At 47.0% G+C, this 17,770-nt stretch carries 16 protein-coding genes and 1 other annotated feature; of the genes, 12 read left to right on the top strand and 4 right to left on the bottom strand.

From position 1 onward, the window contains the following. The first annotated feature begins 55 nt into the window (after positions 1-55). A complete protein-coding gene (locus KNQ14_RS02580) occupies positions 56-760 on the top strand; it encodes a serine aminopeptidase domain-containing protein (protein WP_035396459.1) in 705 nt (234 codons plus the stop codon). Positions 761-810: 50 nt separating this feature from the next. On the opposite strand, the gene mnmM is transcribed toward KNQ14_RS02580, so the two are convergent. Next, entirely contained in the window at positions 811-1,410 is a 600-nt protein-coding gene (gene mnmM, locus KNQ14_RS02585) for a tRNA 5-(aminomethyl)-2-thiouridylate-methyltransferase MnmM (protein WP_371743335.1), read from the bottom strand. A gap of 153 nt (positions 1,411-1,563) precedes the next feature. On the opposite strand from mnmM, the gene KNQ14_RS02590 reads away from it, so the two are divergent. The 5 genes from KNQ14_RS02590 (at position 1,564) to KNQ14_RS02610 (ending at position 8,521) form a co-directional block, all read left to right on the top strand. Beyond that, complete coding sequence (locus tag KNQ14_RS02590) at positions 1,564-2,742, top strand: MDR family MFS transporter (RefSeq protein ID WP_023469104.1); 1,179 nt, start codon at positions 1,564-1,566, stop codon at positions 2,740-2,742. A 182-nt stretch (positions 2,743-2,924) separates the two neighbouring features. Next, positions 2,925-3,959: a GNAT family N-acetyltransferase gene (locus tag KNQ14_RS02595; protein WP_214859561.1), complete on the top strand. Its 1,035-nt coding sequence runs from the start codon at positions 2,925-2,927 to the stop codon at positions 3,957-3,959. Between the two features lie 94 nt (positions 3,960-4,053). Beyond that, positions 4,054-4,698: an HAD family hydrolase gene (locus tag KNQ14_RS02600; RefSeq protein ID WP_035396464.1), complete on the top strand. Its 645-nt coding sequence runs from the start codon at positions 4,054-4,056 to the stop codon at positions 4,696-4,698. A gap of 38 nt (positions 4,699-4,736) precedes the next feature. Continuing rightward, positions 4,737-4,959, top strand: a binding site (T-box leader). A 47-nt stretch (positions 4,960-5,006) separates the two neighbouring features. After that, entirely contained in the window at positions 5,007-7,412 is a 2,406-nt protein-coding gene (gene leuS, locus KNQ14_RS02605; protein WP_029342384.1) for a leucine--tRNA ligase, read from the top strand. 131 nt (positions 7,413-7,543) lie between these two features. After that, complete coding sequence (locus tag KNQ14_RS02610; RefSeq protein WP_023469100.1) at positions 7,544-8,521, top strand: hypothetical protein; 978 nt, start codon at positions 7,544-7,546, stop codon at positions 8,519-8,521. Positions 8,522-8,582: 61 nt separating this feature from the next. Here the strand turns inward: KNQ14_RS02610 and KNQ14_RS02615 are convergent, their stop codons facing one another. Continuing rightward, positions 8,583-9,854: a BaiN/RdsA family NAD(P)/FAD-dependent oxidoreductase gene (locus KNQ14_RS02615; protein WP_214859563.1), complete on the bottom strand. Its 1,272-nt coding sequence runs from the start codon at positions 9,852-9,854 to the stop codon at positions 8,583-8,585. A 192-nt stretch (positions 9,855-10,046) separates the two neighbouring features. Here KNQ14_RS02615 and KNQ14_RS02620 point away from each other — a divergent pair, with 192 nt between their 5' ends. After that, on the top strand, positions 10,047-11,711 hold the full coding sequence (locus KNQ14_RS02620; protein WP_058264703.1) for a putative polysaccharide biosynthesis protein: 1,665 nt from the start codon (positions 10,047-10,049) through the stop codon (positions 11,709-11,711). Next, positions 11,698-12,417 carry a pseudouridine synthase gene (locus tag KNQ14_RS02625; protein ID WP_023469097.1) on the top strand — a complete coding sequence of 240 codons (720 nt, stop codon included), beginning with the start codon at positions 11,698-11,700 and terminating at the stop codon, positions 12,415-12,417. Before KNQ14_RS02620 ends, KNQ14_RS02625 begins: the two co-directional genes overlap by 14 nt. A gap of 60 nt (positions 12,418-12,477) precedes the next feature. Here KNQ14_RS02625 and KNQ14_RS02630 read toward each other — a convergent pair whose 3' ends face one another. Continuing rightward, the gene (locus tag KNQ14_RS02630; protein ID WP_023469096.1) at positions 12,478-13,110 is read right to left on the bottom strand and encodes an SDR family oxidoreductase; all 633 of its coding nucleotides are present in this window, start codon (positions 13,108-13,110) and stop codon (positions 12,478-12,480) included. A gap of 108 nt (positions 13,111-13,218) precedes the next feature. After that, the gene (locus tag KNQ14_RS02635) at positions 13,219-13,437 is read right to left on the bottom strand and encodes a DeoR family transcriptional regulator (protein ID WP_023469095.1); all 219 of its coding nucleotides are present in this window, start codon (positions 13,435-13,437) and stop codon (positions 13,219-13,221) included. 321 nt (positions 13,438-13,758) lie between these two features. Between KNQ14_RS02635 and pepV the strand changes: the two genes are divergently transcribed. The 4 genes from pepV (at position 13,759) to KNQ14_RS02655 (ending at position 17,768) form a co-directional block, all read left to right on the top strand. Continuing rightward, positions 13,759-15,156, top strand: coding sequence for a dipeptidase PepV (gene pepV, locus KNQ14_RS02640; RefSeq protein ID WP_214859564.1), 1,398 nt, complete (start codon positions 13,759-13,761; stop codon positions 15,154-15,156). Positions 15,157-15,215: 59 nt separating this feature from the next. Beyond that, complete coding sequence (locus KNQ14_RS02645; RefSeq protein WP_023469093.1) at positions 15,216-16,364, top strand: MFS transporter; 1,149 nt, start codon at positions 15,216-15,218, stop codon at positions 16,362-16,364. A gap of 8 nt (positions 16,365-16,372) precedes the next feature. Beyond that, positions 16,373-16,891 carry an RNA 2',3'-cyclic phosphodiesterase gene (gene thpR / locus KNQ14_RS02650; protein ID WP_035396473.1) on the top strand — a complete coding sequence of 173 codons (519 nt, stop codon included), beginning with the start codon at positions 16,373-16,375 and terminating at the stop codon, positions 16,889-16,891. 70 nt (positions 16,892-16,961) lie between these two features. Continuing rightward, positions 16,962-17,768, top strand: a complete 807-nt coding sequence (locus KNQ14_RS02655) for a hypothetical protein (protein WP_251138262.1) — start codon at positions 16,962-16,964, stop codon at positions 17,766-17,768. Positions 17,769-17,770: the final 2 nt, after the last annotated feature.

A 17,770-nucleotide genomic window follows, 5' to 3' on the forward strand; every position in this document is an offset into this window, starting at 1 on the left:
GTACGTTTGAAATAAGGTATCGTAAAAAGGAAGTATGAAGTGAAGAGGTGAGTTTGTGGTTGAACAACCAACAGGAATCATCGTATTAGTCTATCCGTTACAACTGCGTGCCCGTCCGAGTGAAGCTTTGATTCGGGTACTCGAACGAGAGTATGAAGTATTGCTCGTCGACGCACCACGTCGCATCTCGTTTGAAGAACATGGTCAACTGTTAAAAGAAGCATTACGTGAAGCCGGGAAACGCAAGCTACCGATTCATATCGTCGCCTGCAGCATGGGCGCACTCGTCGTCAATCGTCTGTTGCAAGAATATGAATTACCGGTCGCAAGCCTTGCATTCATTTCACCGTTGTTTGATTGGCACCCTTCGAAACAACTCGGAGGCGTCAAACAAGTCTTCGCAAGTGCGTTCGATCGTTTCCGGCCCGATGCGCCACTCGGTACGTTGCCGTTTGGTCAAAGTACGGAAGATACCGTTCGCATCGGTGAACTGACCTATGCACAGTACCGGGAAATCGAAGAAGAGATCGTCGTACATGACGAGGAACGAAAAAAACTGCCGCGTGTGAACTTGGCTTGTTTTTATGCACCGGACGATCAGTTCGCAGACGTCAAGTTGACACTTGAAGTATGCCGGAAAATGGGTGGCGATCAGATTTACTTACAACGTCTACACGGTTTTCCGCATTTTAGTTTCGAACGGTTGAACACACGGTTCGCAGAAAAATTAATGTTGTTCTTTAAGCTTGTGGAAGAATGAAATAACAAAAGTGATGCCTCTAAAAAAGGGGCATCACTTTTTTGTGCCCATCATCCGCCTACTTTTTTCTCGATCGCGATGATGAACGGGGGATGATTTTGTTGGTTCAAGAAGCGATACTGGAGAACGGCATAATCTTGCTGATCAAGGGCTGTGACGTAATCGAGGACAGCATCACGTTCTCGTTTTCCTTCCAAGTGACCGTGATAGACGACGAGGACGACAAGACCGCCGGGAGCGAGGACCGGGAGGAGGGCATCAAGTGCTTCGAGCGTCTCTTCTCCGGTCGTCGTGATTGATTTGTCGCTTCCAGGCAGGTATCCGAGATTGAAGACACCAGCGCGGACAGGACGTTGTTCGTCCGAAAGACGGGCACCGACATGGATGTGGCTTTCATGATAAAGGTCGACGCGTGCTAACATTCCGGCTTTGTCAAGACGTCGCGTCGATTCCTCAATGGCTTGTGCCTGGACGTCGAACGCAAGGACCCTTCCTTCTGGACCGACACGTTCTGCTAAAAACTGTGTATCATGTCCATTTCCGGCAGTCATATCGACGACGCAGTCTCCGGGTTCGATAACGGACTCGAGTAATTGTTTCGTATAAGGTAATACACGGGCAAGTGACATGGCATAGACTCCTGTTCCTATAGTCTGTTTTTCTAGTAATGGTTCAGTATGTGCAAGATTCTTTCTGCATTATATCATTTTTTGATTCGTTGACGAAAAGCGAAGTAGCTTGACAGTTAGGGGACGGATTGCGTAAAGTGGCAAGGTTGAGAATGAAATAGGAGGACCACAGGTATGCCAAAATTACCAAAAGCGGTCTGGATCCTCGTCCTTGCGATGGCCATCAATACGACGGGATCCTCTTTTTTATGGCCGTTTAATACATTATATATTCATGAATATTTAGGAGAGTCGATGACAAAAGCAGGGATGGCATTGTTCGTCAACTCGGCCTTAGCAATCGTCGGAAACTACTTAGGTGGAAAAGCGTTTGACCGTCTCGGTGGCAAGAAGACGCTTGTCATCAGTGTCATCGGACTTGTCCTATCTTCCGTCGGCTTGTTGCTGTTTCATCAGACGTACCTCGGATACGTCGCGATGCTTGGATTGATTGGATTCGTCGGTGGGATGGTTTTTCCGACGATCTACGCGATGACGGGTGTCATCTGGCCGGAAGGCGGGCGCCGTGCCTTTAATGCGATCTATGTCGCACAAAACGTCGGTGTAGCGCTCGGGACAGCAGTCAGTGGTCAAATCGCTGCCTTTTCGATTCAGTACATCTTCATCGCCAATCTTGTCCTCTACATCGCCTTTGCCATCATTTTGTTCGTTGGTTTATCCTGGATTCAGGCACCAGCGCGGATGCATGCGGCACATGACGAGATCGAAACGACACGCACACCCCTTGCGCGCGGTGCAGCACGGACGATGTTGCTCGTCTCGATTGGGTATGCCTTACTTTGGTTCGTTTATGTGCAATGGCAAGGAACCTTTGCCGTACACACGAAATCGCTCGGTGTCACGATTTCCGAGTACTCGATTCTTTGGACGATCAACGGAGCGCTCATCGTGTTCGCACAACCTTTATTAACACCGATTCTTCGGTGGTTTGGAGATGACTTGAAGCGACAATTGATGACCGGTACAGGAATCTTCCTCTTGTCTTATCTGATCGTTCCGTTCGCAGGCGGCTTCAAGATGTTCCTCGTCGCGATGATCATTTTGACGATTGGTGAGATGTTCATCTGGCCAGCGGTTCCTGCTATGGCGGCGAGACTCGCGCCAATCGGAAAAGAAGGAGAGTTCCAGGGATACGTCAATATTGCCGCTTCAGCGGGACGGATGATCAGTCCGACCGTCGGAGGGTTGATCTACGATTTATCCGGTATGTCAGCGGTCTTCTTGACATTGATTGGATTGATTCTGTTAGCAGGCGTCGTATTCCTTCGTGCCATTCCTAAAATCACATCATGAGCATCATCTGTAAGACAGCGGACATTAGATTCGCTGTCTTTTTTTACATCATTAATGCGCTAATTATAAAACAAATCATTATTAATATGGAATATTTCGGCAAAGAAACGGGTACTTTCTAATCAAGAACTTGAAAAGAAAGTTCATGTGAACGTTGCTTCTTTTTGACTGGAGGTGCACGAATGGAAAGGTGTCAATTCATCACAGATGCCGCAACTTGGACGACACACGTACAGCAACAGCCTCTTGATATCTTCTACAGTCACCAATACGTCACGCTTAACGCTAGACCGTCTGAGCAAGCGGTGTTATTCCGTTATGAAGGTCATGCAGGAACACTGTTCTATCCCTTTTTAAAGCGTCGGATTTTTGATACGCCTTATTCAGATCTCATCACGCCGTATGGCTACGGCGGACCGGAAATCGTCGGTCGCTTAACCGCATCTGAAATGCAGCATGCACGTCTATCGTTTGAAAGATGGGCGGAGCAAGAATCGATCGTCTCGGAAATGATTCGCTTTAATCCGTTGACGGGCAATGAACGACTCATGCGTGATTGGACGGAAGCTTCTTTCATCCGTCATACGACGAGCATTGATTTGCGCCCCTCACTAGAAGAAATCATGCAGACGTTCCATAAGAAAACGAGAAGTATGATTCGTAAATCGCTCGCTTCACCGTTAACCGTTAGAACAGGAACACGAGACGATTTATCTGTTTTTTTGGCGTTGTATCATGAAACGATGGACCGGAAGAATGCTTCGGCTCATTACTATTTTACGGCGAGTTATTTTGAGCAATTATTTGAAGCGAATCCACTCTGTGAGCCATTGTTACTGATTGCGGAAATCGACGGAGAACCTGTTGGTGGATACTTCGTATTGCTCGGAAAAGAATATGCCCACGGTCATTTGATTGGTTGTAAGCGGGACGAAGCGAAGATGTTCCCAAATCAACGACTTGAGTACGAAGCGATTCTTCAGGCGAAAGCACGCGGTCTCGTCGAACAACATCTCGGAGGTGGATATCAAGAACGGGATAGTCTCTTTGAGAGTAAATGCCGTTACACCGGGTACCGTTTATTTGAGTATCATCAAGGAAAATCGATTCTTCAACCAGCCATATACGATCAGTTGTGTATACGATACGGGTCAGATGCTAATTCGGATTATTTTCCGGCTTACCGACAAACCAGTGTCCAAATGGCGACAAGTTAAACAGTAACTAAATGAAGAAGGTGAAACGACTACATCGTGTAGTCGTTTTTTTGATATGCTGAAATCATGATAGATCAATTGAGGGGGATGTGTCTTGAAAAAACGAGGTCTTATTTTTGATATGGATGGGGTCATCTTAGATAGTGAAATCCGCTACTTTGAGGTCCACCAGCAGATGTTCAAAACGTTATCGATTCCGCTCGATCCGGTTCAGTATGCGACATTCATGGGGAAAACAGGAGATGAGATGTGGGAAGAACTTGTCGCGCAACACGAGCTCCCAGAAACAGCGAGTGCTTTACTTGAGGAAGAACATCGCTTGTTTCAAATTCATGCAAAACCAGAGGCGTGTGGTTTAAAAGAGGGAGTCAAACAAGTCATCGAACAAGCGACATCTCTTGGTTACGATATCGGGATCGCTTCTTCGAGTTCGCTTCAAAAAATCGAACGCGTCATCCGTCATTACGAGCTTCCAATCACGCATTACGTCAGTGGGGAAGAAGTCGTGCGTTCGAAGCCAGATCCCGCGATTTTTCGACTTGCGGCATCACGAATCGGACACGCACCTGAGAATTGTCTCGTCATTGAAGACGCTGCAAACGGGATGATCGGCGCAAAAGCAGCTGGTATGGAAGTGATTGCGCTTCTTGATGATCGGATGCCAGCGCAACGCTTAGAACAAGCAGATCATATTGCGCGATCGCATGCGGAAATTGAGGAAATTTTACGGAAGCGTTGACGCTTGAGGAAGAAACAGATTACACTAGGAAAAGATAGTCAAATGCATGGAACTGAAGTAGTAGGGGAAAGGTGCCGTCAAGAGAGCTGGTGGAGGGTGCGAACCAGTCGGTAACAACCGTGAACTCGTCAGGGAGCACGATTCGTGAAGTCGTAGTAGCGAATCCGGTCTTTCACACCGTTATCTGTGAATCAAGCGGTCTGTCATAGACAGACAACGTGGGTGGTACCGCGGAAGCCAAACCGGTCTTTCGTCCCTATTCCTAGGGGCGGAGGACCGGTTTTTTTTAGATTAGAGGAGGAAAAGACATGCCGTACAATCATCGCGAAATTGAACCAAAATGGCAGGCGCGTTGGGATCAAGACAACGCCTTTGTCACGACAGAAGATCCAGAAAAAGAAGGGTTTTATGCCCTTGATATGTTCCCGTATCCGTCAGGTGCCGGACTCCACGTCGGTCACCCAGAAGGCTACACAGCAACGGACATCCTCGCACGGATGAAACGGATGCAAGGATACAACGTCTTGCACCCAATGGGTTGGGATGCGTTCGGGTTACCAGCAGAACAATACGCCCTCGATACAGGGAATGACCCACGTGAATTCACAGCGAAAAACATCGAGACGTTCAAGCGTCAGTTGAAAGAACTTGGATTCTCCTATGACTGGGATCGTGAAATCAACACGACGGATCCGAAGTACTACAAATGGACACAGTGGATCTTTACGAAGTTGTATGAAAAAGGACTTGCGTTCGTGGACGAAGTCGCGGTCAACTGGTGCCCAGCACTTGGAACCGTTCTTGCGAATGAAGAAGTCATCGACGGATTATCGGAACGCGGAAATCATCCGGTCGTGCGTGTCCCGATGCGCCAATGGGTCTTGAAAATCACAGAATATGCGGATCGTCTTCTTGAAGATCTCGATGATCTCGATTGGCCAGATTCTGTCAAAGAGATGCAACGGAACTGGATCGGGAAATCAGAAGGTGCTGAAATCGATTTCACGATTGATGGACATAAAAAACAAGTCACGGTCTTTACGACACGTCCGGACACAATCTTTGGTGCGACGTACCTCGTGCTTGCGCCGGAGCATCCATTCGTAGCTGACATCACGACAGCGGATCACAAGGAAGCCGTCGATACGTACATTTCGCAAGTCCAAACGAAGTCAGACCTCGAACGGACGGATTTAGCGAAGGAAAAAACAGGCGTCTTCACGGGTGCTTTCGCCGTCAATCCAATCTCAGGTGATCGTCTTCCGATCTGGATCGCTGATTATGTCCTTGCTTCTTATGGAACGGGTGCAATCATGGCGGTTCCAGGACACGATGAGCGCGACCATGAATTCGCGAAACAATTCGACTTACCAATCGTTGAGGTCGTCGCGGGTGGAAACGTCGATGAAGCAGCCTATACAGGAGAGGGCGAACACGTCAACTCGCATATGCTTGATGGTCTTGGAAAACAAGAAGCAATCGAGACGATGATTGCTGAACTCGAAACGAATCAAGTCGGACGCAAGAAAATCACGTATCGTCTCCGCGACTGGTTGTTCAGTCGTCAACGGTATTGGGGTGAGCCAATCCCAGTCGTTCATATGGAAGATGGTTCGATGAAGACGCTTAGCCAAGAGGAATTACCGCTCGAACTTCCAATCATTCCGGAGATCAAGCCATCTGGTACAGGCGAATCACCACTTGCGCTTGCGGAAGACTGGTTGGATTATACGGATCCTGAAACAGGAATGAAAGGGCGTCGCGAGACGAATACGATGCCACAATGGGGCGGAAGCTGCTGGTATTATCTTCGTTTCATCGATCCGCACAATGAAGAGGCGATCGCGGATCCAGAAAAATTAAAATACTGGCTTCCAGTCGATATTTACATCGGTGGTGCGGAACACGCCGTTCTCCACTTATTGTATGCACGCTTCTGGCATAAAGTTTTGTATGATGCAGGCGTCGTGCCAACAAAAGAACCATTCCAGAAGTTATACAACCAAGGGATGATTCTTGGAGAGAACAACGAGAAAATGTCGAAATCACGCGGTAACGTCATCAATCCGGATGAAATCGTTAAATCGCATGGTGCGGATACGTTACGCTTGTATGAAATGTTCATGGGTCCACTCGATGCATCAGTTGCCTGGTCTGAGAACGGACTTGACGGTGCGCGTCGTTTCCTCGATCGTGTCTGGCGCTTGTTCGAACGGACAGCAGACATTCAAGATGTCACAGAAGTCGATGCTGACTTCGAACGGACATACCACCAGACGGTCAAGAAGGTTACGGAAGACTTCGCGAACATCCAGTTCAACACCGGAATTTCGCAACTCATGGTCTTCGTCAACGAAGCAAACAAACAGCCGGTGCTTCCGCGTCACTTCCTTCGTGGGTTCATCCAATTGTTAACACCAGTTGCACCGCACCTTGGTGAGGAACTCTGGGAACAACTTGGATTTGAAGAGACATTGACGTATGCGGCATGGCCAACATTCGATGAATCGAAACTCGTCAGCGATACAATGGAATTCGTCATTCAAGTGAACGGAAAAGTTCGCTCGAAAATCGAAATCAACATCGACGCGACAAAAGAAGAAATCGAGGCACTTGCCTTTGCCGACGAAAAGACACAAGAATGGATCGGCGACAAGACGGTTCGAAAAGTCATCGTCGTACCGAAAAAACTCATCAATATCGTCGCGAACTAAGTCATGACCCCTTCCGTTCACTTGATACGAATGGAAGGGGTTTCTTCATTTCCGTCGCAAGTCCGCTTTTTTTTTGAACGTCCTTCTGATACACTGAATCAGAAACCGAGAAAGAAAGGCGATTACCATCAATGAAACGATCTTATATAGTCTATACAACGATTTTTGCCGTCGTTTCGGGTTTGATTCTTTGTGTACTGCTCGTCTTCTCAAAACCAGAGACGATGTCGCGTATTCAGGAAACGTTCGCGAAAATCGAGACGCAATCGAAGCATCAGGCAGCTGTCAAACAGGTGCCGACGAAAACGCCTTCAGCCATTCCGAATCCGGAAGAACCATTAATTAAGAATGTCCAGCAGATGTTATATGATGATTCCATCGGGTCGTACCTCGTCGTCACAGACGATTATCGTTTCTTTGAAATTAGTGGAACAGGTGAGAGGATCAATGCCTCCTTCCAATTAGAAGAAGGGAAATTACTTCTTTCTGGCCTCGATGGCATGACACTCGTTGACGGAGAGACCGTCGCTTTATTGACATCGAATCAGATTCTCGTGACAATCACGCGAAAAGATGGTGTCTGGAGCGAAGAAAAACGTGAAAAAGTACAGGGGACGACGATTCGAGACAGTTTCCATGGGCTTGGATATGATGCGAAGAAAAAGGAATTCTATACGATCAATCATATCCGTGCAATCGGACGTGTGGAATTGACTCGTTTCGCCATGAAAGAGGATAAAATTAAGATTGATCCAGATGCGTCGGAAAAGAAAAAACGCGCTTTAAAGAAAAAGCAAAAGCCGCCGTATTTATCGATCGTAGAACGAAGTAAAATTGAACCGGCGAATGGGATGCGAAGTGATGCGAAGAAAGTATTCGAATCAGACTTCCGACCAATTGGTCTTGCGGAACGACAAGGACGCATCTACACACTTGATTCAGAAGCACTCTATCTCTATTCGATTGATCAGAAAGATCAGACGATCACGGGAGAGACGGCAAGTCCAAAGGTCTATGGTTCAAAAGGGATTTTCGTACAGGATAATGAATTGTTTGCCTTAGTCGAGACAGATAAGTTTTCGAGCCGATCGTTCACACCGATTGACTGATGCATAAAAAGAAAAGACCCGATTCTTCTGATTAACACAGACGAATCGGGTCTTGTTCATATTAAGAGACAGTGTCACGTGCCATTTCTGCAGCGTGGCTACCGGCGCAATGACCCGTCACGAACGCGGCTGTAATGTTGTATCCACCCGTATAGCCGTGAATATCAAGAATTTCACCAGCGAAGAATAACCGTTCGGCTTTTTTTGACATCATTGTTTTTGGATCAATCTCTTTGATCGAGACGCCGCCACCCGTGACGAAGGCTTTATCGAAATCGAGCGTTCCCGTTGCTCTGAGTGGGAATCGTTTCAATTGTTGGAGGAAGTCCGTCCAGTCTTGTTTCTTCACTTGTGTACAGACTTCATCGCCAAAGCCGATTCGAGCGAATAGGAGTTCAAGCAACCGTTCTGGTACGAAACCACGAAGAGCATTGCGGACTGTTTTCTTCGGATTTGCGGCAAGGGCTGCTTGGAAACGTTCCGTTAAGGCACCGAGGGATTCGTCCGGGAAGAGATCAATCGATAGATGAACGATCGTTTCTTTCGAACGTTTGCGTTCTTTGATCGTATATTGGCTACACCGTAAAGCAATCGGACCACTTAAACCGAAGTGTGTGAACAGTAGATCACCTGTATGTGTCTTGATCGCCTTATCTTTTTTACCGTGGACCGTTAGAGCGACGTCACGCAGCGACAGCCCTTGTAATGTTTTTTCGTGAATGAACGTATCACCTAACAGAATCGGAACTTCCGTTGGGAAGAGTTCCGTAATCGTGTGACCCGCTTTTTCAGCCCACGGATAGCCGTCACCCGTTGAACCGGTATGCGGAACAGATTGACCACCGACCGCGACGATACAACTTTTCGCTTCAAGACGCATGCCATTCTCTAATATGACAGCTGCAAAAGCACCGTCTGGATGGAAGTCGAGCGTAGCGACTTGCGCGTCTGTTTGAATCTCGGCACCATGCGCACGGATTTGATCGATCAATACACGAACGACATCCGCTGCCTTATCTGAGACAGGGAACATCCGACCGTTGTCCTCTTCTTTAAGTGCGACGCCAAATCCTTCGAAGAGTTCGATGATCGATTCATTGTTGAATTGAGAGAAGGCGCTATATAAGAAACGTCCGTTTCCCGGGATCGACTGGACAAGCTCTTCGAGTGGTTTTCGATTCGTGACGTTACAGCGTCCGCCGCCAGAGATTGCGAGCTTCCTTCCTAATTTATTCCCTTTATCGAGCAGGAGTGTTCGAGCTCCAGCTTGTAAGGAGGCGAGCGTTGCCATCAAGCCGCTCGGTCCGCCCCCGATTACGATTACATCGTACATATGGTCACCTCATTCATAGAATTCTGCTTGTTTCACTTTAGCAGAAGTTGCGACTGTAAACAAACCGTCTCTTTCAATTCCAGAAAGACAGCGGTATAATGATTTGCAATTGTGTACGAGAGAACTTGTATAATGAGACAGTCATGATTAGAGTGTCGAGTTTAAAAATTAGAAAGCGTGAGGGATGTTACCATGTCCACAGTCAACAATAAACAGTCCACTTCTCCCGGTAATGCGGGATTCGTTCGTGGGACGATGCTCCTATCCGGTGCGTCACTGATTTCCCGCGCACTAGGTTTGATCTACCTCTTTCCATTCCAGTTCATGGTCGGTGCTACAGGTATCATGTTTTATACGTATGCCTACAACTATTACACGATCATGATTGGTGTCGCGACAGCGGGAATTCCCGTTGCCGTCTCAAAATTCGTCGCCAAGTATAATGCGCTTGGGGAATACGATACGAGTGAGCGATTGTATCGATCGGGTTTGAAAATCATGTCCTTGACCGGCGTTGTTTCTTTTCTCGCCTTATTCTTCCTCGCTCCGTATTTAGCCCACCGAGCGATTCCGGGTGGGGACGTCGATTCAGCGGCATACGTCGATGCCGTCACGATGACGATTCGAGGAGTCAGTTTTGCTTTACTCTTGATTCCGCCGATGAGTATGACACGTGGATACTTCCAAGGATATCAATCGATGGGACCGACCGCGATTTCACAAATCTTAGAACAAATCGTCCGAATCATTTTCTTGCTCGCAGGAGTCAGCATCGCCATCTATCTCTTTGATTCTGGAGTAGCATGGGCAGCGACGATTGCAACATTCAGCGCATTTATTGGAGCAATCGGAAGTATAGTCGTTCTGATTTACTATTTCCGTAAACGTGCGAGTGGATTACGAGAACTCCGTGCAACTCAAACCGTCCGTTCGCCGGATCGCCCGTTAACGGATTTGTACAAAGAGTTGTTAGCCTATGCGATTCCAATCGTCATGGTAGGCGTTTCGACGCCGCTTTATCAAGTCATCGACCAGAATACGATGAATGCAGCATTACAAAGTATCGGTTATACACTCGAAGCTGCTGGAAATGCAACGGCCTATCTGATTGCGGATAGTCATAAAATCGTTCTGATTCCAGTATCTGTTGCGACTGGATTATCGCTGTCTGCGACGCCACTGTTGACAGCGTCATTCACACAGGGAGATATGCGGAAAGTACGGGCTCAAATCTCGCAGATTTATCAACTCGTCTTCTTTATTACGATTCCGGCAGTCGTCGGGATGATTCTCCTCAGTGAAGAAACGTTCCATGTGCTCTTCCCGAAAGATCAGGCAGCATGGGTCTATCTCTTAAGTTATGCGCCAAGTGCGTTGTTCCTCGCCTTGTATTCGGTCACAGCGGCAGTCCTACAAGGAATCAACCGGCAATACTTCACGATTGTTGCGACGATTGCCGGACTACTTGCGAAGTATCTCTTGAATGCACCGTTGATTCATTTAACAGGTGACGGGACAGGTGCCGGTTATGCAACGATCATCGGTTACCTTGTTGCGACGGGATTGATGTTCTTCCGAATCACACAAACAGTGAAGTTTCCATTCAGTACCGTCTTGCGCCGGACATCGTTAATTCTAATCATTAGTGCGTTGATGGGGGCTGTTGTCGCGCTCGTGAAGTGGGGAATGGTGTCCTTCTTACCAGAGACGACATGGGCATCTCTGTTGATCCTGATCATCGGTGCGGTAGTTGGAATCGTGATTTTCGCTGGACTTTCGATTTGGAGTGGTTTAGCAGAGGTCATATTAGGGCGTAAATTTTCATTGAAACGAGGACGAAATCATGCGTCTAGATAAATTGTTATCCAACATGGGGGCAGGCTCCCGAAAAGAAGTAAAACTTTTGCTCAAGGCAGGGGCAATTCAAGTCGATGGTGAGATCGTTCGTGATCCGAAACAACATGTCGATGTCGAGTCACAACAGGTTCTGATGTACGGCGAACCGGTCACGTATCAAAAATACATCTACTTGATGATGAATAAACCACCGGGTGTCATTAGTGCGACGGAGGATAAACGAGATGAGACCGTCATCGATCTGTTGTTTGAAGACGTGACGTATTTCAAACCGTTTCCGGTCGGACGACTTGATAAGGATACAGAAGGTTTGTTGTTACTGACAAACGATGGAGCGTTCAATCATGCCTTGATGTCTCCGAAAAAACACGTTGAAAAAACGTATTACGCGGAAGTGACAGGTGTATTGACGCAAGAAGACGTCGAGGCAATTGCGGCAGGCGTCACCTTAGAAGACGGTTATCAGGCAAAGCCAGGAAAACTCGTCATCTTATCGACGACAGAAACAGATTCAACGCTTGAATTGACGATCACGGAAGGGAAGTTCCATCAAGTCAAACGGATGATGCTTGCCCTAGGTAAAGAGGTCACGTTCTTGAAACGGCGCTCGATTGGTCGTTTAGAGCTTGATTCGGCACTTGCACTCGGGGACTACCGTGAACTGACACAAGAGGAATTGTCGTTATTTGATTGGCAACCTGAATAAGCAAAGCAAAAAGGCGGTGGAATGAATGTACATTCCATCGCCTTTTATTGTGGGATTTAATTATTGATTACGTAGTGCTTCTGCGATCGGATAAGGACCGCTGAGTACTTCGAATACACGAGATTGTGTCGGATGATCAATCAAGTGAACGAACAGCGCTGCCACATCGTCACGAGACACCTTACGATCTTCGTATGAATCAAAATGCTCTTTCGTTTCAACAGTACCTGTTGGGTCATCGTAGCTGAGCGGACCAGGACGGACGATTGTATAGTCGAGTCCACTTTCTTTGAGGTGAGCGTCTGCTGCTGCTTTCGATTCAAGATACACTTTTAGTTCGCCTTTCGGCTCTTCCGTACCGACTGAACTGAGCATCAGGAAACGATCGATCCCGTTGGCTTTTGCTGCATCGATGACTTTGATCGCACCTTCCTGATCGACGGCGCGTGTCAATTCGTCCGATGCGCCACCAGCACCCGCTGCAAAGATGACGACGTCCGCGTTACTGATGACGCCACTGACATCCTTCGTCAAATCCCCAAGTCTGACTTCAGATGCGCCGAGTGCAATCAAATCGTTGATTTGATTTTCTTCCCGTACGACCGCGATCGCTTGGTGATCTCCTTGTTTAGCGATCAATTCGACCATCTTGCGTCCTGTCGTTCCGTTTGCTCCAATGATTAAAATATTCATTCTCATCATCTCCTTCTCCCAATAGCTATACCCCACGTTTTAAAAAAGATAACAAAAAAAGACGCGAAGAATCGCGTCATCGAAAGATATACATAGTGAAACAGTGGATCAACCCGCTTGCTTTTGTTTCTTACTCGACGTCCATGTACCGCGTCGAGGGCTCACAATGAGATTGTTGTATTCAAGCACGTTCAAATCCCGCTGGACGGTCCTTGAAGTGATGCCAAACTCTTCAACCAACTCTGCTGTCGTAGTAGCTCCGTTCTCTTGGATGTAGAGATAGATCGATTTAATCCGGGTCAACATACGGTCTGTAGAATCTTTCATTGGTATAACCACTCCCCCAATGGATAGAATAGTGTTCTAAAGCTTCGGGTGACAAAAGACAATGCAATATCCAGTTGTTTCGCCTTTAGTATAACGTTTTGATATTAAAATGCAAGTAATTTAACCGAACGTTTTCATAAAAAATATATTCAAATGGTTTGTAAAGTCGATGATTTAGGTTTTATTTTAGATTAATGTTCGTCATTTAAATAAATAAAAAAGAAAACAGAATTTGGATGTTCGTATCTGAACGAATATTCGCTATACTAGGAAGGTGTATAGGAAACGAATCCAAAACCCGTAATGAAGGAGCGAAATCAGATGGTGAATTGGAAAGAGGAAGTACTCGCACGTCGCGAGGACTTATTAGAAGATTTAAAAGAATTATTACGGATTCCGAGTGTACTCGACGAATCCACGATCGAAGAGGGCGCGCCGTTTGGTCATGAAGTCAAACGTGCCCTCGATTGGATGCTCGCGACAGGGGAACGCGATGGGTTCACGACAAAAAATGTCGATGGGTATGCAGGACATTTGGAATATGGTCAAGGGGAAGAGTTACTCGGTATTCTTTGTCACTTAGACGTCGTACCAGCTGGTGGCGATCACTGGACATACGGTCCATTCAACCCGACGCTTGTAGATGGAAAACTGTATGCACGTGGAGCAATCGATGATAAAGGACCGACGATGGCAGCTTATTACGCTTTGAAAATCGTCAAAGAACTTGGCTTACCACTCTCGAAGCGCATCCGTCTGATTGCAGGAGGGGATGAGGAGAGTGAATGGCGTTGTGTCAATCATTACTTCAAACATGAAGAGATGCCCACACTTGGTTTTGCACCAGATGCCGACTTCCCGATCATCAATGCGGAAAAAGGACTCTATGATGGGTTATTGATTCAAGGGAAACCAGCGCAAGCATCTGATACAGGCTACCATCTCGTTCGTTTTGAAGGTGGCGAACGTCCGAACATGGTTCCAGGTCATGCCCAAGCGCTTCTTCGTGTCGTCGAAGTAGGAACGCTTGAGACGGATTTCCATGCTTATCTTGAAGAACAAGGTTTGACGGGAACAGTCAAGCAAGAAACGGAAGGTCTCATACTTGATGTCAATGGTGTCGCAGCCCATGCGATGGAGCCGGACAATGGTAAAAATGCTGCTTTACATTTGGCACGTTTCCTCAATACGCTTCACTTGGATTATAACGGTCGTCGTTACATTCAACTCGTGACGCATATGTTCCGGGATTCTCGCGGTGTAGCGATGGGTGTCGCTGCTTCGGACGAGACAGGTGACTTAACGATCAATGGCGGTGTATTCCGTTACGCCGAAGAGCAAGGAACGGCATCAATCAATATCCGTTACCCGTATACAGCAGACTTCACGGAACGTTTGCAAATCATCAAGGAAGCCGCGGCAGGATATGGTTTTGAATTGCAGACGCGGACGCACATGACACCGCACCATGTTGATTCAAACCATGAATTGATCAAGACGCTAAGTGCCGTCTATGAGCGCCATACGAACCAATCAGCTGATCTGATAGCAATTGGTGGCGGCACATATGCGCGTTCATTGACGGCGGGAGTTGCTTTTGGTCCAGTCTTCCCGGGTGGTCCTGAAGTTGCTCACCAAGTCGATGAATATGTTGATTTTGATGAACTATTGCTTGCTGTCGCAATCTATGCAGAAGCGATTTATGAGCTCGCAAAATAATGATTGATGATCCCCGCATCGTAAAGATGGGGGGATTGCTTCTTGAAAGGAAGTTCCGTGTGAAAAATCGTCAAACCTATCATTTCCAAGCCTTATATTTCTTTATTTTCTTTGGACAAGGAGCACTCATTCCGTATCTCGCGCTTTATTTCTCAAACGACGCGTTCGGACTGTCGGCTTCAGAGATTGGAACAATCGTTGCGATTGGACCGATTCTCTCCATTTTCCTACAACCTGTTTGGGGAATCGCGGCGGACCGACTCGGAAAACCGAAACGACTCTTGCTCGTCGCGATGCTTGCTGCCGGTATTTTTACACTCAGTTACTTACTGACGTCTGCTTATCTACTTTTATTATTGATTTCTTGCGTTTGGGCGTTGTTCCAGTGCGCACATATTCCGCTCGTGGATACATTAGCGATCGAGTACACGCGAAAGCGTAAAGTGGATTACGGCGCTTTACGTCTTTTCGGCTCAGCAGGGTTCGCTTTAGCTGTTTTCATTCTTGGGCAAATCACTGAGGGTGGCGGACTAAATCTGATTTTTTATGCAACCGGTGCAGCATGGGTTCTCGGTTTCCTTGTGCTGATCGGTATTGAAGAGACGGGCAGCGTCCATGTTTCACATCAGCAACCCGTACCGTTAAAACAGCTCTTTTCGAATCGACGCTTCCTGTTGTTCCTAGCAGGGGGGAGTTTGATCTTCGGACCCATCTTCGCCAACAATTATTACTTTGGCAGCTACGTCACGATTCGTGGTGAGACGACGGCACTCGTCGGAACATTATTCTTTGTCGCCGTTCTGTGCGAAATTCCGTTCATGCGCATCGCCTCGCGTCTGTTATTACGATTCGGAGCGATTCCGGTTCTTGTATTCGTTTCCTTGTTGTCGGCTGCGCGGACGGCGATGATTGCTTTAGAACTTCCAATCGTCATGCTGTGGGTATTATCTGCGATGCAAGGAATGATCGTTGGTCTGTTGATCCCTGTCGCCTTAGATTATGTGCGATCTCTCGTTCCAGAGACGATGGTCGCAACAGCCGTCAGTACATATATGGCGACGACGACGGGACTCGCGACAGCGTTGTTTAATCTGATGAGTGGTTTTGTACTCGAGGAGAGTACAATCTATACCGTCTTTTGGGTATATACAAGTAGTAGTATCCTAGGCGCGATTCTGTATGGTATCAGTGGTCGTATGAAGGAGTGAGCGCGACGATGAGACAAGAACGACACTTTTTCATTGCTTTGCCGATCCCTTCTAAAGATTTGGCGAATCTTGCTGAACGGTTATCGCTACCTGAGTACTTTCGTAACGTCTATACGTTAGAAGAGTATCATCTAACACTTCGTTTTTTCGGTCCATTGGAGGAAAAAGAACAGCAGTCGTGGAAACAGCAGTTACAGCAGATCGCGCGTACGATGGAACCGTTCGTGCTACGATTCGATCGTTTGATCACGTTCGGTCGGGATGAACGACCACGCGTCGTAGGATTTGGAACGGAATCGGAAGAATTGTTTCAATTAGTGGAACAGATTGATCCGAATTCGACCAGACCATTCGTTCCGCATGTCACGATCGCGAAAAAGTGGCGCGCTGAGGCGGCCGAATGGAAAACGAGTCCGATCCGATCAATAGAGTGGACTGTTCGTGAACTCGTTCTATTTGAAGTACGACCAGAGGTTTCACCGCGATATGAGCCGGTTTATCGGATTCATCTAGGTGAAGAGGAATGAGGTGATCCCCATCGCAATTTTGATGAAACTATATGACTTAGATAGTCGATTTGAAAAAAATCCGCTAGAGATGACGAAACGATTTGTTGAACACCAGGCACTTGATTATACGAACGTTTATCGCAAATGGGAGACAGGAGAATTGTTTCCAGGGGAGACGCTTACCCGTCCGAAGAAGTGGTGGCAAGTGATGAAAAAAAGTGAAGTCATTCAACTTCCGGGTAAACAATTATCTCGAAGAGCGTTTGATAAATGGTACAAAAAACGTCTCGAGTTACAAAAACTCTTGAACGTCGCTGGCGGAGCAGGGGAGGAGGACATTTGGCGGATTCCATTAAAACGTCATTTAGACTTCTATCAGATGTTGCATCTACTAAATGAACAATATGCGATGTTTTATCGGGCGGTCATTCACTATCAAGTCGGAGAAGTCGAGTTGAGTCCATTTGTCGTCGGTCCGTCCGCGATCTATATCATGGAATGGCTCGATGGTGAAGAGAGTATTTATCATATTCGACGAGATAAGTTGTGGCGGGAACAACCGTTCAAAGCATCTGTGAAACAGATTTTGAACCCGAATATCAGTTTAAAACGAACGGAAGACATTTTGCATACGATTCTTGGACGAGATTACGATTTACCGATCGAACGGGTCATCTTAGCTCCAAGTGGTTATTTTGATAAGATTCCAAAAGAAACGACGACGACGTATGTCAATAAAGTGGATTTTCCTAAATGGTTGAATCGTATGAATGGGAATGCGACTCATACAAAAGCTGCTCAAATGCGTGTGTGTGAAAAAATCCTAAAGGAAACCGTATCGATTCCGTTTCAAATGGCGATCCAAAGTGAGGAACAGTCACGCATTCAAGAGTAAGG

The organism is Exiguobacterium sp. s161 (assembly GCF_018619045.1).
Lineage (GTDB): Bacteria > Bacillota > Bacilli > Exiguobacteriales > Exiguobacteriaceae > Exiguobacterium_A > Exiguobacterium_A indicum.